This is a genomic window from Dongia sp., assembly GCF_041906375.1.
GTDB lineage: Bacteria > Pseudomonadota > Alphaproteobacteria > Dongiales > Dongiaceae > Dongia.
The window spans coordinates 71,118-93,490 of the sequence record NZ_JAYRJJ010000005.1 but is presented as its reverse complement, the minus strand read 5'-3'; the positions used below and the strand labels follow the sequence as shown (position 1 = coordinate 93,490).

General features: G+C 62.9%; 29 protein-coding genes. 9 read left to right on the top strand and 20 right to left on the bottom strand.

All coding sequences use genetic code 11. From position 1 onward, the window contains the following. From ACE3OA_RS16050 to ACE3OA_RS15955, 20 genes are all read right to left on the bottom strand, one after another. A complete protein-coding gene (locus ACE3OA_RS16050) occupies positions 1 to 264 on the bottom strand; it encodes a hypothetical protein (RefSeq protein ID WP_374312500.1) in 264 nt (87 codons plus the stop codon). 237 nt (positions 265 to 501) lie between these two features. Further along, the gene (locus tag ACE3OA_RS16045; RefSeq protein WP_374312498.1) at positions 502 to 732 is read right to left on the bottom strand and encodes a hypothetical protein; all 231 of its coding nucleotides are present in this window, start codon (positions 730 to 732) and stop codon (positions 502 to 504) included. Next, complete coding sequence (locus tag ACE3OA_RS16040; protein WP_374312496.1) at positions 729 to 2,126, bottom strand: SNF2-related protein; 1,398 nt, start codon at positions 2,124 to 2,126, stop codon at positions 729 to 731. The genes ACE3OA_RS16045 and ACE3OA_RS16040 overlap by 4 nt, the downstream gene beginning before the upstream one ends. Then, positions 2,126 to 2,443, bottom strand: coding sequence for a VRR-NUC domain-containing protein (locus ACE3OA_RS16035; RefSeq protein ID WP_374312494.1), 318 nt, complete (start codon positions 2,441 to 2,443; stop codon positions 2,126 to 2,128). The genes ACE3OA_RS16040 and ACE3OA_RS16035 overlap by 1 nt, the downstream gene beginning before the upstream one ends. After that, positions 2,433 to 2,858: an HNH endonuclease gene (locus tag ACE3OA_RS16030; RefSeq protein ID WP_374312492.1), complete on the bottom strand. Its 426-nt coding sequence runs from the start codon at positions 2,856 to 2,858 to the stop codon at positions 2,433 to 2,435. Before ACE3OA_RS16030 ends, ACE3OA_RS16035 begins: the two co-directional genes overlap by 11 nt. Further along, on the bottom strand, positions 2,855 to 3,103 hold the full coding sequence (locus tag ACE3OA_RS16025; RefSeq protein ID WP_374312490.1) for a LexA family protein: 249 nt from the start codon (positions 3,101 to 3,103) through the stop codon (positions 2,855 to 2,857). Before ACE3OA_RS16025 ends, ACE3OA_RS16030 begins: the two co-directional genes overlap by 4 nt. Next, positions 3,100 to 3,261 carry a hypothetical protein gene (locus ACE3OA_RS16020; protein ID WP_374312488.1) on the bottom strand — a complete coding sequence of 54 codons (162 nt, stop codon included), beginning with the start codon at positions 3,259 to 3,261 and terminating at the stop codon, positions 3,100 to 3,102. Before ACE3OA_RS16020 ends, ACE3OA_RS16025 begins: the two co-directional genes overlap by 4 nt. A gap of 82 nt (positions 3,262 to 3,343) precedes the next feature. Beyond that, positions 3,344 to 4,231, bottom strand: coding sequence for a hypothetical protein (locus ACE3OA_RS16015; RefSeq protein WP_374312486.1), 888 nt, complete (start codon positions 4,229 to 4,231; stop codon positions 3,344 to 3,346). A gap of 53 nt (positions 4,232 to 4,284) precedes the next feature. Next, positions 4,285 to 4,899: a DUF6011 domain-containing protein gene (locus tag ACE3OA_RS16010; RefSeq protein ID WP_374312484.1), complete on the bottom strand. Its 615-nt coding sequence runs from the start codon at positions 4,897 to 4,899 to the stop codon at positions 4,285 to 4,287. A 56-nt stretch (positions 4,900 to 4,955) separates the two neighbouring features. Beyond that, positions 4,956 to 5,729 (bottom strand): hypothetical protein, encoded by a 774-nt coding sequence (locus tag ACE3OA_RS16005; protein ID WP_374312482.1) that lies wholly within the window; start codon positions 5,727 to 5,729, stop codon positions 4,956 to 4,958. Positions 5,730 to 5,822: 93 nt separating this feature from the next. After that, positions 5,823 to 7,808, bottom strand: coding sequence for a hypothetical protein (locus ACE3OA_RS16000; RefSeq protein WP_374312480.1), 1,986 nt, complete (start codon positions 7,806 to 7,808; stop codon positions 5,823 to 5,825). Next, complete coding sequence (locus ACE3OA_RS15995) at positions 7,808 to 8,032, bottom strand: hypothetical protein (protein ID WP_374312478.1); 225 nt, start codon at positions 8,030 to 8,032, stop codon at positions 7,808 to 7,810. Before ACE3OA_RS15995 ends, ACE3OA_RS16000 begins: the two co-directional genes overlap by 1 nt. Next, the gene (locus ACE3OA_RS15990; RefSeq protein ID WP_374312476.1) at positions 8,029 to 8,820 is read right to left on the bottom strand and encodes a hypothetical protein; all 792 of its coding nucleotides are present in this window, start codon (positions 8,818 to 8,820) and stop codon (positions 8,029 to 8,031) included. The genes ACE3OA_RS15995 and ACE3OA_RS15990 overlap by 4 nt, the downstream gene beginning before the upstream one ends. Then, positions 8,820 to 9,086, bottom strand: a complete 267-nt coding sequence (locus ACE3OA_RS15985; RefSeq protein WP_374312474.1) for a DUF2312 domain-containing protein — start codon at positions 9,084 to 9,086, stop codon at positions 8,820 to 8,822. The genes ACE3OA_RS15990 and ACE3OA_RS15985 overlap by 1 nt, the downstream gene beginning before the upstream one ends. Before the next feature lie 181 nt (positions 9,087 to 9,267). After that, positions 9,268 to 9,672: a DUF2829 domain-containing protein gene (locus ACE3OA_RS15980; RefSeq protein WP_374312472.1), complete on the bottom strand. Its 405-nt coding sequence runs from the start codon at positions 9,670 to 9,672 to the stop codon at positions 9,268 to 9,270. Between the two features lie 94 nt (positions 9,673 to 9,766). After that, the gene (locus ACE3OA_RS15975) at positions 9,767 to 10,327 is read right to left on the bottom strand and encodes a DUF2815 family protein (protein WP_374312469.1); all 561 of its coding nucleotides are present in this window, start codon (positions 10,325 to 10,327) and stop codon (positions 9,767 to 9,769) included. A gap of 28 nt (positions 10,328 to 10,355) precedes the next feature. Then, positions 10,356 to 11,612 (bottom strand): DUF2800 domain-containing protein, encoded by a 1,257-nt coding sequence (locus tag ACE3OA_RS15970; RefSeq protein WP_374313038.1) that lies wholly within the window; start codon positions 11,610 to 11,612, stop codon positions 10,356 to 10,358. A gap of 1 nt (position 11,613) precedes the next feature. Then, positions 11,614 to 12,027, bottom strand: coding sequence for a hypothetical protein (locus ACE3OA_RS15965; RefSeq protein WP_374312467.1), 414 nt, complete (start codon positions 12,025 to 12,027; stop codon positions 11,614 to 11,616). 107 nt (positions 12,028 to 12,134) lie between these two features. Continuing rightward, entirely contained in the window at positions 12,135 to 12,347 is a 213-nt protein-coding gene (locus tag ACE3OA_RS15960; protein ID WP_374312465.1) for a hypothetical protein, read from the bottom strand. Beyond that, positions 12,344 to 13,213 carry a helix-turn-helix transcriptional regulator gene (locus ACE3OA_RS15955; RefSeq protein WP_374312463.1) on the bottom strand — a complete coding sequence of 290 codons (870 nt, stop codon included), beginning with the start codon at positions 13,211 to 13,213 and terminating at the stop codon, positions 12,344 to 12,346. Before ACE3OA_RS15955 ends, ACE3OA_RS15960 begins: the two co-directional genes overlap by 4 nt. 195 nt (positions 13,214 to 13,408) lie before the next feature. Here ACE3OA_RS15955 and ACE3OA_RS15950 point away from each other — a divergent pair, with 195 nt between their 5' ends. From ACE3OA_RS15950 to ACE3OA_RS15910, 9 genes are all read left to right on the top strand, one after another. Then, entirely contained in the window at positions 13,409 to 13,759 is a 351-nt protein-coding gene (locus ACE3OA_RS15950) for a hypothetical protein (protein ID WP_374312461.1), read from the top strand. A gap of 59 nt (positions 13,760 to 13,818) precedes the next feature. Then, a complete protein-coding gene (locus ACE3OA_RS15945; protein WP_374312459.1) occupies positions 13,819 to 16,074 on the top strand; it encodes a VapE domain-containing protein in 2,256 nt (751 codons plus the stop codon). A gap of 343 nt (positions 16,075 to 16,417) precedes the next feature. After that, on the top strand, positions 16,418 to 16,663 hold the full coding sequence (locus tag ACE3OA_RS15940; protein ID WP_374312457.1) for a helix-turn-helix domain-containing protein: 246 nt from the start codon (positions 16,418 to 16,420) through the stop codon (positions 16,661 to 16,663). 183 nt (positions 16,664 to 16,846) lie between these two features. Continuing rightward, complete coding sequence (locus tag ACE3OA_RS15935; RefSeq protein WP_374312455.1) at positions 16,847 to 17,290, top strand: hypothetical protein; 444 nt, start codon at positions 16,847 to 16,849, stop codon at positions 17,288 to 17,290. Beyond that, positions 17,287 to 18,858, top strand: a complete 1,572-nt coding sequence (locus ACE3OA_RS15930; RefSeq protein WP_374312453.1) for a terminase — start codon at positions 17,287 to 17,289, stop codon at positions 18,856 to 18,858. Before ACE3OA_RS15935 ends, ACE3OA_RS15930 begins: the two co-directional genes overlap by 4 nt. A 4-nt stretch (positions 18,859 to 18,862) precedes the next feature. Beyond that, positions 18,863 to 19,375, top strand: coding sequence for a hypothetical protein (locus tag ACE3OA_RS15925; protein WP_374312451.1), 513 nt, complete (start codon positions 18,863 to 18,865; stop codon positions 19,373 to 19,375). Positions 19,376 to 19,420: 45 nt separating this feature from the next. Beyond that, the gene (locus ACE3OA_RS15920; RefSeq protein ID WP_374312449.1) at positions 19,421 to 19,588 is read left to right on the top strand and encodes a hypothetical protein; all 168 of its coding nucleotides are present in this window, start codon (positions 19,421 to 19,423) and stop codon (positions 19,586 to 19,588) included. Position 19,589: 1 nt separating this feature from the next. Next, a complete protein-coding gene (locus tag ACE3OA_RS15915) occupies positions 19,590 to 21,305 on the top strand; it encodes a portal protein (protein ID WP_374312447.1) in 1,716 nt (571 codons plus the stop codon). A gap of 353 nt (positions 21,306 to 21,658) precedes the next feature. Continuing rightward, entirely contained in the window at positions 21,659 to 22,333 is a 675-nt protein-coding gene (locus ACE3OA_RS15910; RefSeq protein ID WP_374312445.1) for a hypothetical protein, read from the top strand. Positions 22,334 to 22,373: the final 40 nt, after the last annotated feature.

Here is a 22,373-nt window from a genome sequence, read left to right as displayed (position 1 = left end):
TTACCCTCCGAAACCCGGCATGATCAGCGACGACGGCGCGATCCGTTGGCGCACTTCGGCGAGGATGTCGACCACGCGATTGACGTCCATCACCGTTGACGAGAAGGCGAGATTGACCCCCGCCCAGCAGATCGACAACACCTCGACGTTCGGCGAGCCGGTCATGGACTGCGCCTGTTGGTGGATGCGCCCCGTCTCGTTGGCGAGCATATCCTGCAGCACGTGCTGCGGGTTGGCGACGTTGATGATTTTACCGTTGTGCATTCTGTTGCTCCTTTTCGTTATCTTTTTTCAGATGAAGGGATCACCTGACCGCTACCTTTCCGGTAACTGCATCGAAGCAGTACATGGGGCGGGGATCGATCCCCGGGGCGTCGACCTTTCCCATGTTTCGCATGGCGGCTTCGCAGGCATCGAAACTTTGGAAAGGGATAGTTACGGCGGCAACACCGTTGCCGGTCATAAGTTGGACTAGAAGGTACGCGACCGTTAGCGCGGGGCTCATCGATGTTGCTCCTTTTTGGCACGTTGCCGCTCGTCTTGGCGGCGCATCTGCCCGAGGGCCTGCTCCGCTTTCTCGACGACGCGGCGCGGCTGGCGCGACGTCTCGATCCCTTCGGCGATGAGAAGCATGGCGGCCTCGTACTGCGCGCGGGACATGGTGAATTTGATGCGGATGCCGCGCTCGCGGTCGCGACCATCGGGGTGCACGGCGGAGAAATCGAAGGTCATATCGCGTTCCTTTCCCGCATCGCATCAAGTAGCAAATCCTGCACCGACCGCTTGCCCTCGAGCCGGGTCAGCACCGTGTTGTCGATCGTGCCCTTGGCGACGATGTAGTGGACGAAGCAGGGCCGGTTATGCCCGGCCTGCGCCTGGCGCGTCGGGCCGATGCGTTCGATGATCTGGTCGTGCTCCTCGAGGTTCCACCACAGGCCAAAAAAGGCGATGATGTTGCCGCCATCCTGCAGGTTCAGGCCGTGGCCGGCGCTGGCCGGGTGGGCAAAGAGGATCGGTACTTTGCCAGCGTTCCAGGCGTCGATAGTCGACGCCTTGGCGTCGAGCTCGCGCCCCTTGGGAAAGGCCTTTTTCAGCCGCGCCAGATCCGACTTGAAATGGTAGGCAACGATCACCGGCATGCCGGCCGCCTCGTCTATGACGTCCTCGAGCGCCTCCAGCTTGGCTTTGTGTATCTCCTCCCAGGTGCCAGCATCGTCGACATAGGCCGCGCCGTTGGCGACCTGCAGGCACTTCGTCGACAAGGCTGCGGCGTTGAGAGCCTCAATTGCCTCTCGGCTCTCGAGCTCGGCAAAGAACTCCCTCTCCAACTCGCGATATACTTTCATCGCGGGAGCAGGGAGCTCGACCTCGATCACGTTGCGCACCAGCGGCGGCAGGTCCATATGGTCGGCGGCGTTTACCGTGATCGTCACGTCACGGAGTAGGGCCTCGATTTCGCGTTGCGCGTGGGGTAACACCGACTTTTCTACCCAATGTGCATTGGGATGCGGCCGGTTGGCCTGAAACCAGCGCGCCTCGAAAGCGCCGAAGGTGCGGCCGAGACGCTTGCCGGCGTCCACGAACCAGTTCTGACCCCACAGATCCACGATGCCGTTCGGGCTGGGCGTACCTGTGAGGTTGGCCCAACGCTGCACCACGGTATGCGCGACGCGCGCGATGGCCTGCCCGCGCTTGACGCCTTGGCGTAGCCGGAAGCCCTTTAGCTTGGTGCTCTCGTCGGAGATCACCATGTCGAAGGGGAAATTATCGACGCCCGTCTGTTCGATCAGCCAGACCAGATTTTCATAGTTGATGGTGACGACCTGCGCCTTGCCGAAGATGGCGGCCCGCCGGCGGTGCGTGTCGCCGGTGGCGTCGGTCAAGGTCAGGTGGCGCAGATGGGCCCACTTCCGGACCTCGCCTGGCCAAGTGCTGCGCGCCACCCGGAGCGGCGCCAGCACCAAGACGCGGCGCACCTCACCAAGGACGTTGATGAGGATATCGAGGGCGGTGAGTGTCGCCACCGTCTTGCCCGTGCCCATGCCCGACCACACGTTGACGCGTTGGCCGAACAAAAGGTGGAGCGTAATGGCGCGCTGATAGTCGCGAGGGGTGTAGGTGAGCATCAGAACGGGGTTTCCCAAATTGAGGGGTCACCGGTGTGGACCACCGAGGCGACCAGCGTTTTGGCCTGGTCGACGGCATCGATCACCCACACAGTTTTCCCGCGCGACCGGAGGCGCGCGTGTTCGCGCTCCTGCGCCTTGCGGGGCTTCTCGCCCGGGCGTTTGCACTCAACAAAGAACAGGGGAACGCCCGGGAGATCGACGAGCCGATCAGGCACGTTGCGGCGAGCTGGACTGCTGAATTTGTAGGCGACGCCGCCGTGGCGCTTTACCTCGGCTACGAGCGTGCCTTCGACGACGTTTTCCTTAACGGACATGGGGTGCTACCTCGTCGAACAGACGCTCTTGTCGCGCGTAATCGCCATAGCGGTTGTGGCGGTTCTCGAGGGGTGTTGCCCAGCGAAGGTTATCGCGGCGGCAGTCTAAGCTCTCGCCGTTCTTGTGGTCGCAGATGGTATGCTGCGCCGTTGGCGCGACTGGGGCGAAGCGCTTCAATACTTCCTTGTGCAGGTAGACTTTTATCTGCCTGCGGCTGCTCGGTACGCGGGTGTTGCGCGTCGCATACACCTTGCATTTGGTCGAGTTTGGGGTAACCGTCCATAGCCATTGAACGGCCCAAACATAGTCGACGTCATCGAGCAAGGCGGCGGTCGCGCCGTCGTTGTCGAGATAGAGGCGCCTCACGGGCGGAACCCTCGACCATGTCAACGGATTGAAAACGTCAACGATCACGCTGCGGCCCTCCCAGCCAGTTGCTCCTCGAGTTCGCGCACCTTTGCGCGCAGATAATCGACCTCGCGCCATGTCGACATTTGACCTAGCAGGCGCGTGATGTGGCCCAGCGATTTCGGCCCAAGGCCGAGATGGTCGGCGATCTCGCGCCGCGTCGGCCGTCGCCCGTGCTCGACGATGTAGCCGTTGACATAGTCGATCACCTGCCGGTGGCGGTCGGTGATGCGGGAACCCTTGAGGCTCATGATGCCCTCCGCGTTTCGGAGAGCAGGATTTGAAGTTCATTCCAGAGCTGGCTGTAGATCTTGCGGCAAAGCTCGCGCCCCCAGTGCCCGACGGGGAGGGAGAGGCCGCGATCGGCAACCTTCTCCATGCGTTTGATAATCATCTCGACTTGGGTCATTGGAAAACCCCAGCAGCAAAGAAGATGAGGACGATGAGGGCGCCGAACATGGCGCCCCCGCCGATGCGGAGAAGGCGCTTTGTCACGCCTTCACCAATTTGCCGGTATCGTCGACGCGGTAGTCGACATTGGGTTCGATGCCGTCCTCACCGACATAGCCGACCGTGACGCGCCGGCGGGTACCGTCGTGCCAAGTGAGTGCGATGACGCCGTTCGGGCCTGCCGATGCGGTAGCGTTGTAACCCGCTGCTATCGCGATGCTGTCATCGCCGGACGCGGCGAGCCGGCTGTCATCGCCGGACGCGGCGAGCTGGCTGTCATCGCCGGACGCGGCGAGCTGGCTGGCGTCGCCGGACGCGGCGAGCTGGCTGGCGTTGCCGGACGCGGCGAGCCGGCTGGCGTTGCCGGACGCGGCGAGCTGGCTGTCATCGCCGGACGCGGCGAGCTGGCTGGCGTAGCCGGACGCGGCGAGCTGGCTGGCGTAGCCGGACGCGGCGAGCCGGCTGGCGTTGCCGGACGCTTCTTCGGTCGCCTCGGCCTCGGTCGTGCGGATAAGGTCGGTGACGTTCTTCACAATGCGGCTGGCGTCGCAGACCACCTGGCACAGCGCGACGGCGAGAGAGGAGACGCTACGGACCAGCGCCCCTTTGAATTTCACCTTGCCGCCAATCTCGACGATACCGGCACGGTCCACCTCGACGATGAGCGCCTTGGCTTCAAGCGACCAGTCGAGGAGGCCCCAATCGCCATCTCCCTCAAGCAACCCGTGCAGCCCGTGCCCACATTCTGCGGTCGGACGCCAATCGGGCGCCTCGACATAGCCCTCGCTCGGCCATTGGAACCCGCCCCAGCTCGTAAAGTCGGCATTGCAGGTGCGGACCACCAGAACGGGGTCGGTGAATACCGGCGGTTCGACGGCTGCGGCAACGGCGGTCGGGACTTCGACGGTGTTGGCTTTCTTCCTGGTCATGAACGAGGCTCCTGGGTTGACGTTGTTAGCGATTGCTAAAGCGATGGACGTGGTTAAGCGGCGATGGCCTTGGCGACGGTGCCGTGCGGTAAGCCGAAACGCTCGGCGCAGATCGGACCGTACCCAACCTCGACCGAGGTGGGGTCAGAGAGAAGGCGGGCGCAGAAGCAGCAATTGCCCGTCGTGTGCCCGTGCGCCGCGGCGGCGGAGGCGGGATCGGCGGCAAGGGCCTGGATTGCGGCGAGCACCCCGTCGCCACTGTGGCCGTAGTAGGTACCGACCTCACTCACCTTGCCCGCGTAGCGGTACTCGCCATCGACTAGGCGGTGCACGTAGACAAAGCCCGGGTTACGGCCCGTGGTCGGAGCAGGTGTCAACTTGATGGCAGTGCCGTTCACCTCAAGACGGATCTTGGGGAACTTCAGTCCTGCGGCGCTGGCCTTCTCGAACAGCTTCCGGATCTGGGTGAGATCGGCGGTAAAGGCGGAGCGGGCAGGTTCGACGGGGGCGGGCACGGCGGCACGCTCAACCAGGACGCCAACCCAATGCATCTGCTTCTCGGACAGGGAGCCGCGCTCGGCCCATTGGGCGAGCAGGCTGTTAGCGAATTCAGCATCGCGGCCCAACAGGTTGGGAGCGGCGGCTTTGAGTTGCTGGTAGGGCGTCATCACTGTGCTCCTTGGGAACGTTGCGATGTGAGCAAATGCTAAAACGATAGATACGGTTAAGCGATGTCGGCCGCCTGCTCGGCCACTTTGCCGAGGCGACGTTGCAGCCACCCAGGCGCGTAGTCGAGAGGCTGACGGGGATCGTCCCTTTTGCCAAACGCGCAGGGCATGATGGCGCCAAAGAAATCGGAGCGCTGACTGTTTAGAACAATGATGGGGCGCTCCGCCCCGTCGAGATAACCGCCGTTCTTTCGCTTATCTCGCTCAGGTGCGAACAGGAATAGGGCGGTGTCGAGGCCGAGTGCGAAGCGGGCGAGGAGGGCAGGCTTGACCTGGACATTGGCGCGCTCGGACGCCTGCGACACAGTCGACGGGACGACGCGTTGCCATTCCGGGAAGATGCCGTGCACTAATTTCATCGGCACCGAGAACTCTGGTGTAAAAGGCGCATTCTCCTTCGCGCCAATGTAGGCAGTGACGACATCGCCGGCACGCGCAGTATGCGGCACGTAGAGCCTGTCCAGGTCTATCGGTTTGTAGGCTTTGCGGATACGTTTAACCGTGGCGATGAAGTCCTTGTCGACGCGCAGCGTCCATCCCCACTCTGACGCTTCGCCGCTGGCGTATTTCTTGGCCGGTGCCGCTTTGGCCGTCTCGTCCTCGATCGCGCCCAGGGTGGCACCGTCAGTCGCGACATAGTGTCCGGTCGACGGGTCAACGTGCACACCGTGCAGATAGGTACGGTGCTTGTCGTCACTCACAAATGCGGCCAGATCGATGAGTGCGTCGAGGTTTAGCGGAATGAACTTTGTGGTGACGTCATCTGACATCTGCATCGGCTCCCTGTGCGCGTTGTGATTGCGCAATATTAGCAGATGCTAAGAATTAGCATAGCAAAATGAACTGCGACAAGTTGTCGCACCTTAGCTTCCCTTCCGATATCGGAGGCCCTCGAACCCGCCGGCGGAGAGCGGGAGGCCCTGCGCCCAGACGGGGACCCAGGCCATGATGTGGCTGAGTTGCTTGGCGCTGAAGCCGTTTTCGCCATCGATCTGGGGCGTCTCGGTGATCAGCTCGTCGTGCACCGAGAGCACGATCTGATAGCCGGCAGCTTCCACCTTGCTCATGTTCTCCTTGAGCACCTCCGCGGCGCAGGCCTGGGTGATGTTCTCCACCAACTTGCCGCCATAGGTCTTAAGGCGCGTCCAGCGTTTCGAGTAGGGCGACATGCCCATATAGGTGATCTTGTCGTTCTCGATGCGGGGCGAGGGGTAGCACAGCGCGCGACCGCTCGGCAGGATGATGCGCAGCCAGGCGCCGTCGCGGCGCACCTTCACCTTGCGGCACTCCACCACGCGACCCGGGACGTTGATCGCGATCCGCACCGCGTTGTCGAGCTCCGCCCACAGGCTGACGATGTTGGGATTGGCCGCGCGCCACGACCGCACGATTTCTTTGACGCGATACTCGGGCAGATCCAGCCCGTAGATTGCAGCCATCGAAGCGAAGGCGCCGCTGGCGCCTTGATAGCCGCAGGCGAGCTCCGGCACCTTGCCCGCGGCCTGGCGCTCGTCGTCATCGATATCCTCCGGCCGCTTCACGAGGATCGATGACGCCGTGAGCTTGTAGAGGTCGTGCCCCTTGCGGATGGGCTTGCCTTTATCGTCAATGCCAATGACCGTGTCATAGTCGCGGAACGCCTGCAGCTTCCATTCCTCGCCGGCGAGCCAGGCGAGCATGCGACCCTCGATATTCGACAGGTCGCTGACCACCAGTTTCTTGTCGCGCCCGGCAACGAGCAGGCCGCGCAGGGCGTTGGCCCCGGCGCGCATAATGTCCTCGACGGCGATATCCTCGACACCCAGCTTGAAGGCCTCAATCGCCGCCTCGATCTGGTGCTGTTTCATGTCGGGGCGAGGAAGGTTCTGCGGCTGGAAGGTGCGCCCGGCCCAACGGCCGGTGCGTTGGGCGCCGGAGAACTGCAGCGTGCCATGCATGCGACCGTTTACGACCGCTTTCAGCATCGCTTTGTATTTAGCCGTGCTGGCGGTGGCCGATTGTAGGCGAATGCCGATCAGCTCGCGCACGGGCCACGGCAAGTCCTGGTCCTCAAGACGACGCTCGAGAGTGTCCTTCTTCATGTCGGGAAGGTCGACCCCGTATTGTTCCAGGATGTGGCGCAGAAGGGCGTCGCGCTTGGTGGCGCTGCTGACCTCGCCATCGGTGAGCTCCTGGGTGCGGACAGCCAGGCGCTTCTTCTCCGCTTCGGTCGCGCGCACCGCCGCCTCGGCCAGTTCGACGTCGACGGCGAAGCCACGGTCGTTGATCTGCTGGTCCAGAACCCACCGCTGATATTCGATACCGTCGGGATAGTTCCAGCGGGGGAGCTTCTTGTAGAGCGCGCGCATCGCCTCGACGTCGAGACCGGCGTAGTCCTTGAAACGCTGCCACTCGATAGGGTGGGTGAGGCGGGTGGCGCGGTGAATCTTTGCCGTCTTGGGGCGCGGTTTGCAGAATAGCTGCACGAGCTCCTTGCCGGCTTTATCCTTGGCCTTGTCGACGGGCAGGCCGAATATCTCGGACAGCACCCCGAGGGAACCGGGGAGGCCGTGGCAGTAGGCTTGCACCATCGTATCGTGGATCCGCTCAACCGGGAGGGCGATGCCGTTCTCGCCCAGCACCGTGCGATCGAACATGGAATTGTGAATGACGACAATGTCGGCCTTGTCAATCTCTGCCGCTATGTCGTCCCGCGTGGCATCGTCGGTGAGGTCGCGCACCGTCACGGGATCGTCGTCCCAGGCGTAAGCCGCCAACATGATCTCGGCGTCGGCCGCATACCGATAGGTGCCGTCTTTGATCGGCGTCTCGCTGAAAGTTTCGAGATCGAGGTAGAGGGTACGAGGCATTAGCGGTCCTGTAGAATGCGCAACATAGCGTCAAGCCGGTAAGCAATTTCCCGCGCGCGGCGGGCGTCTACCTGAATGCGCTTTATCCCCCCCCATACGGGGACAACTTCGATGACGATCTCGGCAGCGGGGGTGCTGTCTGTGAAGGAAAGCCGCAGGTCAGCTATGTTCGCCATATCGGCGGCGCGCTGATCCGGTCGAGAGGAGGGCTTGGTTTCGATCATGCGGCCCTCGCCACGCCGCGGCGCTTCTTCCCGTGCGCGATAAAGACGATGCAGTCCTTCTTGGCTGTCTCGGCCCAGCACAGGCCGCAGGCGCCGCAGCACGTCGTGGCACCCGTCATGGCGGGGCAGACGATGCCCTCGGCAATGCGTGGCTGGTTAGGGTGGTGATAGATCGTGACCGCGCCCATCTCGCGCAGCTGGCCGGAGAAGCGCACGACCCAACGGTCGGGAAAAAGAATGTTCAGCGCCTCGACGTTGGCGCCGATGGCCGTGGCGCGGCTATTCGCCGTATAGCCAAAAACGTGAAGTGCCTTGAATTGGCGCAGCCAGGTATGCCAGCGACCGACATAGCCGACGCTGTAGAAGTCGCCCAGCACGTGGAGGCGGACAACGAACCCGGCCGGATGTTGCGCGGCGAGGTGGGCTAGCTCGGCGGACAAACGCGCTTCGAGCGCGGGGCCGCTATCGTGCCGGCGCGCGAAGTGCATGGCGTTGCCGTAGCAATCGAGCCAATGCGCGCAAGAGCGAGGGCAGGTCGCGCGCTCCTCGAGCGTCAGGGTATAGATCGGCATGCCCGCCCAGGCGCCTTTGGTGACGTGGCTCCCGATCTTGCGGCTATTGAAGCCGCTCACCAGCAGGCGCGGGCTCGCCTCCGCCGACACGACGGTCGACGGGTAGACCGTGCGACCGTCCTGCGCCGCCGGGTGCGATGGCTGCAGAGCCACCACATCGGACGGGTCGGTCATCGATTTGGAGGCGAAGCGCCGCCGTGCCTGCTGGGCGAGCATCACACGATATCCGACATGCCCAGCGCGCGGGCGTAGATGTCGAGAAGCTCCGCCATCTCGGCGCGGGTGTTGGGTTCCATCTTGCGGGCCTTGACGATGCGCCGCATGATCTTGGTATCGAACCCGGTGCCCTTCGCCTCGGCGTAGACTTCCTTGATGTCGTTGGCGATGGCGGCCTTTTCTTCCTCGAGACGCTCGATACGCTCGATGAAGGATTTTAGGTGGTCGGCGGCGATGCCGCCCGAATTGTGTCCGATCTGGCTCATTGCATACCTACGTTGCGAAGGATGTGGGAGGGAAAGTGCTTGTCGTCGCTGGCGTCGAGGCCGAGACGCTCGAGCCGGCGGGCGTACCGCTCAAGGCGGCGCTCTGCCCTGTCGCGCCCCGAGGGGTGCAGGTAGGGCGCCGGCTTGCTGGTGCGGTACCGCTTGACGGGGCGGGGCACGGTCACGGCACGAGCACCCAATCATTCGCCAGCACATCGGTTTGCGAGGCTAACCAAGGGACGACATCGCCCTGGGCCGTTTTCATATCGATGTGGGCGTGGTACCGGACCTCGGCCCCCTCGGGGTAGATACCGAGTAGTGGCGGGCGATTGACTTTGAAGGTCGAGCCCGGAACGAGGAAGAGGAACATACCCTTACCGTTCCAGCCTTGGCGCGCGACTTTCATCCCGATCTTGAGGTGCGAAAGCGCACCGCTGAAATCAAAGCCGGTCTTTTCGGCCGAGCCGGCGAGGGGCGGCTTTGGGCAAGGGCCACTGTAGCCGTGAAATTTGAACACTTCCTCGCCCGGGGGCATCGGCTCGCCGCAGATGTTGCAGGTCGGAGGCGAAGATGAGAAATCAGACATTGGCTGCTCCTGTTATGGGGGTGACGCAGCGGCCGAGGGAGGGGACCGTTAAGCTCCCTGACCCTCTGTTACGTGTTAGTTCGCCGCCGATCGGTTACGCAACGTCTTCGAGGTTGTCGGCACCGTTCGACAGGTCGTCGAACTCGTCGGCATTGGCCGGGGTGCCCCCGCCGAAGCTATCGCCGTCCTTCACAAACTGGACCGCGCGAAGCGAGGCGTTGATGCGCTTGCCGTAGCCGTTGGACTGCGCCCAGATCTCGAGCGAGGCGTTGACGAAACACCCCGCATAGGGGCGCCCGTCGGCGGCGATCAGCACCGTCTTGTCGCGATCGATGACCAAAGGACGCTTATTGGCCGGAGAGCGGGCGTTGATAAACAGATTGCCCTCATAGCCGGCGTACTGCGCCTTGGTGTCGCCGTCATGCAGCGCGAGCTTGTCGGACGCGGTGAGGGCTTTTTTCACGGCCGGCCACTGGTCCTTCCACTTCTCCTTGCCGACGCGCTCGGTGGCATCCTGGATCTCCTTGATCTGCGGATGGTCGGGCGGCAACAGGAAAGCGGATGAGTAGGCGGGTTCGCCTTCACCCTGCACCGTCTTGGGTTCCCAAAGGACGGGGAAGGCGAGACGGACGTTGCGAAGCTGGATAATCGACATAGGTTCAACTCCCGATATTGGTGAGAATTCAGACCAAGTCGTCCGCGCTCTCTGCGAGGGCTAGATCCTCGAACTCGTCGCTGACTGGTTTGATGGTGAGTGCCGGGCGCGGATCGCTGGCCGGCGCAACGGTCGGGTTACCACCCGACTGGGTGATGTGCTTCTGCAGCGCCTTCCAGCGTTTGGGGCTGTCCTTGGCGAGCAGTTTCTCGGCGGCGGTGGGCGAGATGAGGGTCAGGCTGTACATCTCGTCACGCTTGAGGCGCATGGCCTTCAGCGCGTTCTCGGCCTCGTCGGCGTCTACCCACCGGCGTGCGCCGCGCTTACCCTCGACGAGCTTGTATCCCGGCACGTCGATACCGGAATGCAGAAGCTCCTCGCCCCGGCTGCGCACGGCCTTGACCCACGTCTCGATGAGATCGAGATGCGGAAGCAAGCGGCCGATGATCTCGGCCTCGGCGTGTTTCGGCGCCGCGGCCTTCGAGGCGGTGAGGTCTTCAAAATCGTCGGCCGTCGCTGCCGGCGTGTTGAGGATGAGCTCACCCGCCTGGGCGATGAGGGCGGAACAGGTGGCGCGGGCGGCGCAGAAACCGCACTGCTCGTCGCCGGGGTTGAGAAAGTCGGCGAGGTCGACCTCGGGCTTGAGCGCCGTCCACACATTCTCGACGGCGGGGGCGACGTTCTCGGCGATCCAGGCCCTGAGCTCGTCGGCGGTCAACACCCATTCCTGCACACTGTCGTGGCGAGGCTGAACGATGACCATCCGCACCGTTTCGAAATCGTTGACCAGGGCGTGAAGCTCGAGCGCGGCAGCGGCGTAGATCGCAAGTTGCGCGTTGCCAATGGCCTCGACCTGCTTGTTGCCGTCCTTGAGGTCGACCACGACGAGCTCGGTGGCACCGACGATGACCGCATCGCCGGTACCCTCGGCGCCTTCCTCACGGGTCAGCCAGGCGATCGGCAGAGCTTGCTCAACGTGAAGCTCGCCGCCAACGACCTTGTGCAGGTCGCGCACCGTGTCGACATAGAGCTGGGCACGCTTGGCCCTCTCGGCCGTCACTTCGTTATCGAAGCCATCGGCCTCGATAACGCGGCCGAGATAGGCGACCGCGTCGGTTCCCTCGGTCAGGCACCATTCGGAAAGCTGGTGCGTGGCCGTACCGCTCGAGGTGTATTCGGTCGCTTTCCGCTGGCGGCCCCGTTCGAGCACCGCCGAGCCGGCGCATAGCATCCGGCGCTGAGCGCTGCTCGGCGGGAAGATCTCGGCGTGCTGCGCGGCGGCCATCTTAGGCAACCGCGGCGTCGGTGGTGTCGAGCGCGAGGCTGAACGCCTTGAGGGCGTCCGGGTATTGCTCAGGCGTGAGCTCGGTACCCTTGGCGACGCCGAACTGCTTCAAGACGGCAACGGCGGCATCGCGGCCCTTGGCGGCGGACAACTTGAGAATTGCCGCCTTGACGTCGTCATAGGGGATTGAGGCGGCGTTCGCGTTCTGCGCCTGCGGCGCGTCGTTCGCGGAGGGCTTGCCCCCCGTTGCGGGTTCCTTCTCCGGGTTGGGTTTGCCGGAGCTGGCCTTACCCGTCTGGACTTCGGTCCGCAGCGGGGTTTCGGTGGAGGGAACAACCTGGATCGGGTTGGCAAGGAGGGTGATCAGCTTCTCGATATTGGTATTGAGAGCCGCAATCTGGGCTTCAAGCGACATGGGGCTTAGCTCCTGCTGGGGTGGATTAATTGGCAGGTGCTAAGTTAGCGAATGCTAATATTGACGAGAACAAAAATCGGAGGGGGTGCCTCCGATTTGCTTGGTGGTTACGGAGTGGTGGGTGGCGTCGTGCTGATTTGGTAGCCTTTGCCGACCATGCAGGGTTGCTCCGTCTGCGCCATGACCGCGTAGTTGCCGGCGCCTTTGCGGCACTCGGCAAGATCGGCCGCGGTTGCCTTGTACCCGACGCCGGGCTTTACCCAGTATTCCGTCGCGCAGCCGCTTAGGGCGAGCAATGCAATAAGAGCTAGCTTTCTCATTCCGTCACCGTTCCTACGATTCGATAGAGGCCGACAATTCCCGACCGCGGGACATGCTGTTCTTCACGCGGGTTCAACTGGCACAAGAGTGCGCCATTATCGTTGCGCCGGACCAGGCGCTTCACAATAGCCCTGTGGTCGGGCAGCTCGACGACGACAAAGTCGCCCGAGCGGACTGGCTTCCGGGGGTCAACGAGCACGATCTCACCCGCGTAATAGCGCGGTTCCATACTGTCTCCGGTTACGTAGACCCCGCACGCCTTCTTAGCGCCAAACAGTGATGGCGGACGCTGGATGTATTCAACCGGGTTCTGATAATCGACCTCGACACCGTCGAAGCCCCCTTGGACTTGGCCAAACACCGGCAGGTCCCGAGGTCCGTCCTCGTTGAGGGCGACGGTACGGACGACCTTAAAACCCAGATTGCGCACTGCATCCTGTAGCGTCTGCTCGGCGGCGCCTGATACTTGGTTGGCCTCGGATATGACCCTGTCGATGTCGTCTAACGTTTGTTGCACGTGGCGCTCGGCTTCCTGCCGCTCGGCGGCCTCAGCCTTACCTTGCGCGAGCAGTTTCTGGTTCGGCACCACGCGTAACGATGCTGGTAGGTGGGGAGAGGTGGCCCAGGCGCGGAAAGCCAAGTCAGCGTTTTGGGTATCCATCCAGCCGGACGGTAGCTTCAACGTCTCTTCAATGTTGCGAGCGACCTTCTCACCGATCGTGCGTGTGGGGTTCGGTCCTGCCAACTGGGAGAGATAGGTGCCGTTGGCGTATTTGAGCTTCAACGCCAGCGCGGTGGCACCGCCCATTGCATCTATCAGCTTGCGCAGATTGTCTCTGCGGACGTCGGTAATCGCGATGCTCATGACGGAGCCCTCTTAAAGGGCGCTATCAACGCCCTGATCTATATGCATGCTTTGTCAACATTATAGCTTTTGTAATTCTTAGCATCTGCAAAAATATTCCTAGCGAAAAAAAGAAGGCACCCCGTTTGCTGGTATAGTTAGCAATTGCTATGATTTTAACTGCTGCTAACTATTAGCAAATTTGCAGGTAAACGAATGCACGCATTAAAGGTGTGGTTGCGACTGGCAACCGCGAGTGAGCGCGTCAAGCTGGCCGAATATGCCGGCACGAAGGTCAGCTATCTCTATTTCCTCTCCAATCCGGACGCCGCCTACGGGCGCACCGCGACCGCCGATCTGGCTGGCAGGTTGGAGGCCGCTGCCGAGCGGATCCGCGCCGAGGGTGGCGAGGACGTCAAACGGCGCCTGCCCAAGTTGCTTCGTACCGATATGAGCCCGACCTGTCGCGGTTGCGCTTTCGCCCAGCGTTGCCTGGGCGATGCTGCTATCGCGTCCGAGTTCGGCTACGAGGCTATGCCTAAGGAAGGCGCGCTCGAGAGCTCCTGACCCCGCCCGATCGACAACGATTACCGAGGCTTAAGTCGAACGGAAGTGCAGGGGCTTTCATGGATCGGACCAAGGGTGCAACGCCCGCCGAGTGGCGTCATTTCATCAAGGACCTAGGGATCGTCACCGCGCTCCTGCCGGCCGTGGCGGACCCGGGCGCCGTGATCAAGTCGGGGTCGAAACTGCGCCCGGACCAGCTCGGCAAAATCCCGTCCCGCTACACCGGCAACGAGGCGGTCGGTTTCGGCAAGTGGACCGCCTATAGCGCATCGGGCAGCGATGCCGACGGGTGGGCCAAACATGGCGGCTACTCGATCTGTGTTCAGGCGCGCGTCGACGGGTTGCAGGCAGTCGATATCGATATTGGCGACCACGACCAGGCGCGGCGCGTCATCGCTTTCCTTGAGGACCATCTTTTGACGCATCTGCCGGTGCGTTACCGCGATAACTCCGGCAAGCGTCTCGTGCCCTTCAGTTGTGGTACCGCCTTCTCTAAGAAGGTCATCAAGACGCGCGACGGGAACATTGAAATCCTCGGCACCGGCCAGCAATGGATCGCAGCCGGTACCCACCCCAGCGGTGAGCGCTACCGTTGGACCCGCAGCGACGGCGCCGCGGTGGGCCTGCCGGATACCGACCTCGTTCCACGGCTGACCCTGCGGGAGGTCGAGGATATGGTCGACGCCCTGCAGGCCGAATTCGGTATCGCGCCGATGCAGGACAGTCGCGTCTCGAACGCCCCGCGCACCGAGGTCATGGCCCGGGTGCATGTCAACGACCCTGTCGCCAAATTCCTTCTCGAGAACGCCTGGGTGCATGACAGCAAGGCGGACCTCTCGCTTGTCATTCGCTGCCCGTTCGAGGAGGGGCACTCGACCGGCGCGGCCGGCGACACCTCGACGCTCTATTACCCGGCCTTCACCAACGGCTACGAGCAGGGGCATTTCAAGTGCCTGCACGCCTCCTGCGCCCATCGGTCTGACCACGATTTCAGGGTCAAGTGTGGCTTCGAGCTGGCGCTGGTCACGGGGGAAATCATCGCCCCGGGGGCCACGAGCGCGCCGGCGGGCGGCGACGACGCCGATATCTACAGGGCGGCGGTCGAACGCTTTCTGGCGCTCAAGCTGCCCCGCAACAAGGCCGGGCGGGTAACGGCGACCCTGCCGCACCTCGCCGCCACCTTGCCTTTCGATACCATCCTGGGCTGCGCCATCAGCTACGACACCTTCCGGCAGGTCGGCACCGTAGCCTGGGGTAAAGAGCCGCCGCGGGAGATCACCGACGCGGACGTGGTCAAGATCCGCGAGCGCCTCGAGCGCGCGCCGTTCCGCTTCATGCCGGTAGGCAAGGAGATCATGCGCGACGCGCTGATCGCCCATTACGACCGCAACAGCTATGACAGCGCCGTCGCCTGGCTGCGCAGCTTGCCGCCTTGGGATGGCATCTCGCGGGTCGAGCGGCTGCTCCCGGCCTATCTGGGGGCCGATGACACGCCTTACAGCCGCGCCGTGGGGCGTTACCTCATGACGGCGCTGGTGGCGCGCATGCTGGCTGCGGAAGCGCCGGTGAAGGCCGACATGGTGCCCATTCTGGTGGGCGAGCAGGGCGCGCTAAAGAGCACCTTCCTCAGCGTCCTTGCGCCGACGCCGCGTGAACATATCGAGCTTGATCTCGGCCGGTCGGAAGATGAGCGGGCCCGCCACACGCACGGCACGGTGCTGGTCGAGCTCGGTGAATTGCAGGGTTTCGGCAAGCGGGACCAGAACGAGCATAAAGTCTGGCTGGCCAAGCAGCGTGACGTGCTGGTGCGCAAGTACCAGGAGGCCAAAAGCGAGATCACGCGGCGTTTCATCTGTGTCGGCACCACCAATGAAGACGAGTTCCTGCAGGACGCCACCGGCGAGCGCCGCTACCTCCCTGTAAGGGTGACCAAGCTGGACCGTGACGGGCTCGAGGCGGCGCGGGAGCAGCTTTACGCCGAGGCATTGACGAGGGTCGAACTGTTTGGGGTGGACTTTGAAGACGCCGAGAAGCTGGCCAGAGAGGTGCATGGCGATTTCAAAGTGACCGACACTTGGGACGATGCAATTGAGAGGTATCTCAACCAAGAAGATACGTTGGCGGGCGAGACGACCGCGACCGGAAGAACAGCCGTGACGGTCGCCGAGGTGCTCGTGGCGGCGGTGGGAATGGACCTCAAACACATCAAGCGAAGCGACGAAATGCGCGCCGGAAAAATCCTCAAGAGGCTCGGTTACGCGCGTATGCGGGTCGCGGTTGGAGCACAACGCTCTTGGCGTTGGGTCAAGGCGTAGGCGGGGAGGGGCGGATGCAACACGTAATTTTTTACGACATCGCAGAAAATAGCGGATTGAAGGGTGCCCTACCTGCCCAACCTCTGCCCTACCTAAATCGTGAGGTAGGGCATGGCGAAAAAAGCAGGCTGCACAATGGTTTGTCTTATATCTGCCCTACCTGCCCTACCTTTTTCTTGAAAATGGAAGGTAAAGTAAAAAACGCTATTTTCCTAGGCCGGGCCCGGATCGTGCTCGGGGGGAAACATAGAGCAAAAGGTAGGGCAGGTAGGGAGGTAGGGCAGGCCCAACCCGCAGAGAATTACGACTTGCAAAAAATTGCAGGTCGGGGCTGGCGCCCGTCATGACCCTCGGCAAAACGAAATGGGTGGCCGTCAATGAGTATGGCCGACGCATCGGAAGCTCACATCCGCGCTCCAAACTGACCGAAGATCAGGTCGACGAGATACGTGACCGGCACGAGGACAGTGGCGAAAGCGCGGCCTCGTTGGCGCGGGCTTTCGGCGTGTCGCGCCGGACCATCCGCGATATCCTGAATTACACGCGCCGCGCGCAAACCATCGCGGGGTGGAAGAAGGTCAAGGAATAGCGGTGCCTTCTTTTTGCGATGACGATCTTTAGCCCCGTGGTATCCTGCCAGCGTTCGACGTAAAGCCTCGGACTTGAAGCCCGCTCGGTAGTTCGTTTCGCTCCGCGAACATCTATCGAGCGGGCTTTTGCTTTGCCCGCGCCGTGGCGCATGAGACTTCAGCGCAGCGCTAGACTGCGCCGCATGAAATTCGACACCGACACCAAAGCGACTTTCCTCTTGCACCTGCGCCGCCACGGCAACATTACCCGGGCTGCCGCCGCGGTCGGTGTTTCGCGTTCCACTGTCGTCGCCCACAAGGCGGACGACCCCGTCTTTGCGCAGGAATGGGAAGACGCGATGGAAGGGCTCCTTGACGAGGCCGAGGAGGAGCTTCGCAATCGGGCGATCGACGGCGTCGAGGAGCCGGTGTTCTACAAGGGCGAGGTCGTCGGCTTCATCACGCGCAAGTCCGATAGCAATCTGCAATGCCTGCTCCGCGCCAAGCGGCGCGACGTCTTTGGCGACAAGCAAGACGTGAACCTGAAAGGCGCGGTGGCAACAGGCGACCTGGATGACAGCCAGCGCCTGCGCCTGATCAACGAGCTCCTCTCTCGGGCCAAGGAGCGCAAGGATCTGGTCGAGTGATCCAGCCCGGGCTCCTCGAATATCTCTCACCATCCGAGCTAACGCACCTCGACGCCCTCCTGCGCGGAATGAAATCCGCCATTTGGGGGCCGCTGCCCGGGCCGCAGCAAATGGCATGGGAGAGCCAGGCGGACGTGATCGGGTTTGGGGGCGCCGCCGGCGGGGGCAAGACCGACCTGATGGTTGCCAAGGCCATGCTTCAACACGAAAAGAGCATGATCATCCGCCGCAACGGCACCGAGTTGACGGCCATCGTCGACCGCATTGCCGAGCTCAACGGGTCGCGCGACGGGCTCAACGGCAAGGAGATGATCTGGCGCTTTGTCGGTCGGCAGATCGAATTCGGCTCAACCCCCAACGCGGGCGACGAGCGCAAGTACCAAGGCCGGCCGCATGATTTCATCGGCTTCGACGAGACGACAAGCCTCCTGCAATCGCAGGTCAGGTTCCTTATGGGCTGGCTGCGCACCACGACCAAGGGGCAGAAAAAGCAAGTCCTGATGACGTTCAACCCGCCGACCACGGCGGAAGGACGCTGGGTCATAGACTACTTTGCCCCCTGGCTTGATCCGAGCCACCCCGCGCCGGCCGTGCCGGGCGAGTTGCGCTGGTTCGCCACCGTCAACGGGCGGGATATCGAGGTGCCAGACGGGGCGCCCTTCTACAATGGCCCCGAGCTGATCGAGCCGCAATCGCGCACGTTCATTCCCTCGCGCATCACCGACAACCCGTACCTCATGGGGACCGGCTACATGGCCCAGCTTCAATCCCTGCCGGAGCCACTGCGCTCCCAGATGCTCTATGGCGACTTCACCGCCGGCATGGAAGACGATCCGCAACAGGTCATCCCCACCGCCTGGGTGCAACTCGCTCAGGACCGGTGGAAGCCGCATGACGTCCTGCCCCCGATGGATAGCATGGGCGTCGACGTCGCCCGCTGCGGCAAGGACAACACCGTCCTCGCGCGCCGCCACGGCTGGTGGTTCGACGAGCTCCTGTGCTACCCCGGCCGGGCCACGCCAGACGGGGCTATCGTCTCGGGCCTCACAATTGCCAACCTGCGCGACCGCGCGCCTATCCATGTCGACGTGATCGGCGTCGGCGCCTCGGCCTATGACTTCCTGAAACAGGCGCGGGCCCAGGTGCTCGGCATCAACGTAGCGGAAAGCGCACGAGGCACCGACAAGAGCGGCCTGCTCACCTTCTCGAATCTCCGCAGTCAGCTCTGGTGGCGGATGCGGGAACTGCTCGACCCGCAGGCCAACAACGGCATCGCCCTGCCACGCGATAGCCGATTGCTCGCCGATCTGTGCGCCCCGCGCTGGTGGACGGTAGGCCGCACAATCTACGTCGAAAGCCGCGACCAGATCATTGAACGTATCCAGCGGTCGCCCGACTACGCGAGCGCCGTGATCCTGGCCGCCATCGAAACGCCCAAGATCGATCAATTCATGGCCGGTGCCAACGCCCCTGCGCGGCCACCCCACGACCCGTTCGACCGCATGAGGCACGACATGGCGCATAACTCGGGCTCGCACGGCTACCATCCGCTCGACCGGATGAGGTGACGGAATGGCGGGCACGCTGCTCGGTAGCGAGGATCAGGCGCTTTCGGGAACGAGCAAGCGAAGCAAATACTCGCTGCTCGGCTCCTTCAACGCGAACGCGAACGAAAGTGAAGGCGCGGCGACCCGTAACGCCGATGCTATCGACACGGCGCGCAGCACCGGCGTCTCGCCATCGTTCTCGGACTTCGCGCAATCGGCAACGATTGGGTCCGCAGCGGCCGGGCCGTTGGGGCCGCTTCGTGCCGCCGTGGCCATCGGTGTGGGCGGCATGCCGAACAACTACAACCAGAACCCCGGGTGGAATGCCGCCTTCGACAAGAACCTCAAGAAGGTCCAACAGGATTTCCCCGGCATGCCCGGCTCTTTCCACGGAACGATAGCAGCGCAGCGCGCCGCGGCGGAGTTGGAGCGGGCCGACAAGGATCCGGACAAAGGCAAGAAGCAGGGCGACAAGCCCGCCGGCGCTGGCGCCACGGCTGGTGGCGGCAGGGCCAATCCCGGCAACACCACTTTTTGAGGCAAGGCAATGTGCGGCGGCGGCAAGTCACCAAAGATGCCCAAGATGGAAACCCAGCCTTTGCAACAGGCTGAGAAGACACCGGATGTGCCGATAACGCGCAAGAAGGCCGCGACGGGCCCCCGCGCGCCAGGCGGCACGTTGTTGGCGGGCGCCACGGGCGTCGACTTCAACTCGATCAATACCGGCGCCAACACGCTGTTGGGGGCGTGAGATGGAACAGCAGCGCGCGCTGAAATCGCCCGCCGAGATGCGCAAGCTGAAGCTTAAGCGTCGGCAGGCGCTGCTTAACATCCGCAGCAACCGAGAGAGCGAGTATCGCGAGATCACGGACTATCTGATCCCGCGCCTCGGCCGGTTCAACTGGCAAGGCGAGCGCGACCGCTCCGCCACCAAGTATTCGCGCTACAAGCAAATCCTGGACAGCGCCGGCGGCCACGCGCATCGCATCTGTTCGGCTGGTCTCATGGCCGGCATGTCGAGCCCGGCGCGCCCCTGGTTCCGTCTGACCCTGTCCGACAAGGACCTTGCCGACTACGATCCGGTGAAGCTGTGGCTCAAGGACACGGGCGACGTGCTCCGCGATATCTTCTCGCGCTCGAACACCTACCGGGCGCTGCATTCGATGTATGACGAGCTTTCCGCATTCGGCACCTTTGCCGACATCATCGAAGATGACTACGAAGATTTCATGCGGCACCACCCGCTGACGGCCGGTGAGTATTCCCTCAATGTCGACGACCGTGGCGTCGTCAACACCCTCTATCGCGATCTTGAGCTCAGCGTCGAGCAGATGGTCGACAAGTTCGGCTTCGACAATTGCTCGACCACCGTGCAGAACCACTACAACCAGAGCAATTACGATGTGCTGATCCCGGTCATGCACGCCATCGAGCCGCGCAAGGAGCGCAACCTGCGCAAGGCAGATGGGCGCAACAAGGCGTTCTGCTCAATCTATCTCGAGGCCGGCGCGTCGAACGATCTGGGCCTATTGCGCGACGCCGGCTATGACCGCTTCCCGGCGCTGGCGCCGCGTTGGGTGGTCACCTCAGGCGACATCTACGGTTGGTCACCAGCGATGGAAGCCATCGGCGATATCAAGCAATTGCAGCATGAGCAGCTCCGCAAGTCGCAGGGTATCGACTACATGACCGAGCCGCCGCTGCAGGCCCCGGCGAGTTCGGTGGGGTCGATCGACAAGCTGCCGGGGGGCATCTCGTATGTCGACATGCCGGGCGGACAGGGCGGCGTCAGGACGATGTTCGAGACGAAGCTCGACCTCTCGCACCTCCTGCTCGATATCCAGGACGTACGCCAACGCATTGACCGGGCGTTCTATGCCGATCTTTTCATGATGTTGGCCAATGATGATCGTTCCGGGATCACGGCGCGCGAGGTGGCCGAGCGGCACGAGGAGAAGCTCCTCATGCTCGGCCCGGTCCTGGAACGTCTGCACGACGAGGCGTTGTCGCCCTTGGTCGACCGTACCTTCGAACGTGCCGCTCGCATTCCCGGTATTCTGCCGCCGCCGCCGCAGGAGCTTCAGGGCATGGAGCTCAACATTGAATTCATTTCGACATTGGCCCAGGCGCAGCGCGCCGTTGGTGTTGCCTCGGTCGACCGCCTGCTCGGTGTCATCGGGTCGGTGGCGCAGCTCAAGCCTGAGGTCGTCGACAAGCTCGACGCGGATCAATTGGTGGACCGCTACGCCGACATGCTCGGGGTCGATCCGTCGCTGATTGTGGCCGACGAGAAGGTCGCGCTGGTTCGGCAGGATCGGGCGAAGCAGCAACAGGCCGCACAGAATGCCGCTATGGCACCGGTCGCGGCCGGTGCCGCCAAGGACCTCGCCTCGGCGGACACCAGCGGCAAGAACGCGCTAACCGACGCCATCAACATGTTCCAGGGCTACACCGGCGCCGCTGCCTGAGGCGGGGTGGCGCATGACGCTTTAGGCCGGAGTTAGGATGCACACGATTGCAGATCACGACCCGCTAGATCTTCAAGGCCAACAGGCCGCGAGATCACAAGCCGGAGAGACGGAAGCGCACCGACGGCGCATCGAGTTGGAAGATCTGCGATGGCTGATGAGCGACAAGCGGGGCAGGCGCTTCATGCACCGGCTCCTGAGTAGGGCCCACCTCTACCACTCGTCGTTCACTGGCGACCCGCACTCGACCGCCTTCAAGGAGGGAGAGCGCAACGTCGGGCTGACTTTCCTCGCGGATGTGATGGAAGCCTGCCCCGATAGGTACACAGCGATGCAACAGGAGAGCAGAGCGGATGGCAACGAACGACCAGGCGAACGGAACGCAAAGCGCCGGTAACGGTGCGACCAGCGACAATGCGCAAGGCGCGGCGTCGGCGACCGACAACGCCAACGGTTCGACCCCCCTTGCCGGCGACCAGAAGCAAGGCCAGGACCAGCAGCAGTCGCAGGCTGATCAGCAGGGCCAGGAGCAGCAGAAGGCCGACGACAAAAAGGATGAAAAGCCAGCCGGCGCACCGGAAGCCTACGCGGATTTTAAAGCGCCAGAAGGTGTGGAGCTCGACAAGGATATCTTGTCCGAGTTCGTGCCCTTCGCCAAAGAGCTCAACCTGACGCAGGAAAACGCTCAGAAGCTCGTCGATTTCGGCGCGAAGATCATCACCAAGCAATTCGAAGCGATCGAGGCCCAGCACGTGAAGTGGGCCGAGGACGCCAGGGCCGATCCCGAGATTGGGGGCGACAAGCTCCCGGCCAATCTCGCGCTCGGTAAGCGAGTGATTGACTTCGCTGGCGGAGCCGAGCTCCGCAAGGAGCTCAACGATAGCGGGTTTGGCAACAACCCCGCGCTTATCAAGGCATTCGCCAAGTTGGGCAAGCTTATCTCCGACGACATGCTTGAGCGGGGTCAGCCCTCGGCCGGACAGGTCGATCCGCTGGCTAAGATGTATCCGTCGATGGCGAAGGGGTGAGCCCCTTTTTTGCCTATCACTTTAGCAAACGCTAAGAAGG

Coding starts and splice junctions, on each gene's coding strand:
- ACE3OA_RS16050 (WP_374312500.1), bottom strand. CDS start 264: ATGCACAACGGTAAAATCATCAACGTCGCCAACCCGCAGCACGTGCTG.
- ACE3OA_RS16045 (WP_374312498.1), bottom strand. CDS start 732: ATGACCTTCGATTTCTCCGCCGTGCACCCCGATGGTCGCGACCGCGAG.
- ACE3OA_RS16040 (WP_374312496.1), bottom strand. CDS start 2,126: ATGCTCACCTACACCCCTCGCGACTATCAGCGCGCCATTACGCTCCAC.
- ACE3OA_RS16035 (WP_374312494.1), bottom strand. CDS start 2,443: ATGTCCGTTAAGGAAAACGTCGTCGAAGGCACGCTCGTAGCCGAGGTA.
- ACE3OA_RS16025 (WP_374312490.1), bottom strand. CDS start 3,103: ATGAGCCTCAAGGGTTCCCGCATCACCGACCGCCACCGGCAGGTGATC.
- ACE3OA_RS16020 (WP_374312488.1), bottom strand. CDS start 3,261: ATGACCCAAGTCGAGATGATTATCAAACGCATGGAGAAGGTTGCCGAT.
- ACE3OA_RS16015 (WP_374312486.1), bottom strand. CDS start 4,231: ATGACCAGGAAGAAAGCCAACACCGTCGAAGTCCCGACCGCCGTTGCC.
- ACE3OA_RS16010 (WP_374312484.1), bottom strand. CDS start 4,899: ATGACGCCCTACCAGCAACTCAAAGCCGCCGCTCCCAACCTGTTGGGC.
- ACE3OA_RS16005 (WP_374312482.1), bottom strand. CDS start 5,729: ATGTCAGATGACGTCACCACAAAGTTCATTCCGCTAAACCTCGACGCA.
- ACE3OA_RS16000 (WP_374312480.1), bottom strand. CDS start 7,808: ATGCCTCGTACCCTCTACCTCGATCTCGAAACTTTCAGCGAGACGCCG.
- ACE3OA_RS15995 (WP_374312478.1), bottom strand. CDS start 8,032: ATGATCGAAACCAAGCCCTCCTCTCGACCGGATCAGCGCGCCGCCGAT.
- ACE3OA_RS15990 (WP_374312476.1), bottom strand. CDS start 8,820: ATGCTCGCCCAGCAGGCACGGCGGCGCTTCGCCTCCAAATCGATGACC.
- ACE3OA_RS15985 (WP_374312474.1), bottom strand. CDS start 9,086: ATGAGCCAGATCGGACACAATTCGGGCGGCATCGCCGCCGACCACCTA.
- ACE3OA_RS15980 (WP_374312472.1), bottom strand. CDS start 9,672: ATGTCTGATTTCTCATCTTCGCCTCCGACCTGCAACATCTGCGGCGAG.
- ACE3OA_RS15975 (WP_374312469.1), bottom strand. CDS start 10,327: ATGTCGATTATCCAGCTTCGCAACGTCCGTCTCGCCTTCCCCGTCCTT.
- ACE3OA_RS15970 (WP_374313038.1), bottom strand. CDS start 11,612: ATGGCCGCCGCGCAGCACGCCGAGATCTTCCCGCCGAGCAGCGCTCAG.
- ACE3OA_RS15965 (WP_374312467.1), bottom strand. CDS start 12,027: ATGTCGCTTGAAGCCCAGATTGCGGCTCTCAATACCAATATCGAGAAG.
- ACE3OA_RS15960 (WP_374312465.1), bottom strand. CDS start 12,347: ATGAGAAAGCTAGCTCTTATTGCATTGCTCGCCCTAAGCGGCTGCGCG.
- ACE3OA_RS15955 (WP_374312463.1), bottom strand. CDS start 13,213: ATGAGCATCGCGATTACCGACGTCCGCAGAGACAATCTGCGCAAGCTG.
- ACE3OA_RS15950 (WP_374312461.1), top strand. CDS start 13,409: ATGCACGCATTAAAGGTGTGGTTGCGACTGGCAACCGCGAGTGAGCGC.
- ACE3OA_RS15945 (WP_374312459.1), top strand. CDS start 13,819: ATGGATCGGACCAAGGGTGCAACGCCCGCCGAGTGGCGTCATTTCATC.
- ACE3OA_RS15940 (WP_374312457.1), top strand. CDS start 16,418: ATGACCCTCGGCAAAACGAAATGGGTGGCCGTCAATGAGTATGGCCGA.
- ACE3OA_RS15935 (WP_374312455.1), top strand. CDS start 16,847: ATGAAATTCGACACCGACACCAAAGCGACTTTCCTCTTGCACCTGCGC.
- ACE3OA_RS15925 (WP_374312451.1), top strand. CDS start 18,863: ATGGCGGGCACGCTGCTCGGTAGCGAGGATCAGGCGCTTTCGGGAACG.
- ACE3OA_RS15920 (WP_374312449.1), top strand. CDS start 19,421: ATGGAAACCCAGCCTTTGCAACAGGCTGAGAAGACACCGGATGTGCCG.
- ACE3OA_RS15915 (WP_374312447.1), top strand. CDS start 19,590: ATGGAACAGCAGCGCGCGCTGAAATCGCCCGCCGAGATGCGCAAGCTG.
- ACE3OA_RS15910 (WP_374312445.1), top strand. CDS start 21,659: ATGGCAACGAACGACCAGGCGAACGGAACGCAAAGCGCCGGTAACGGT.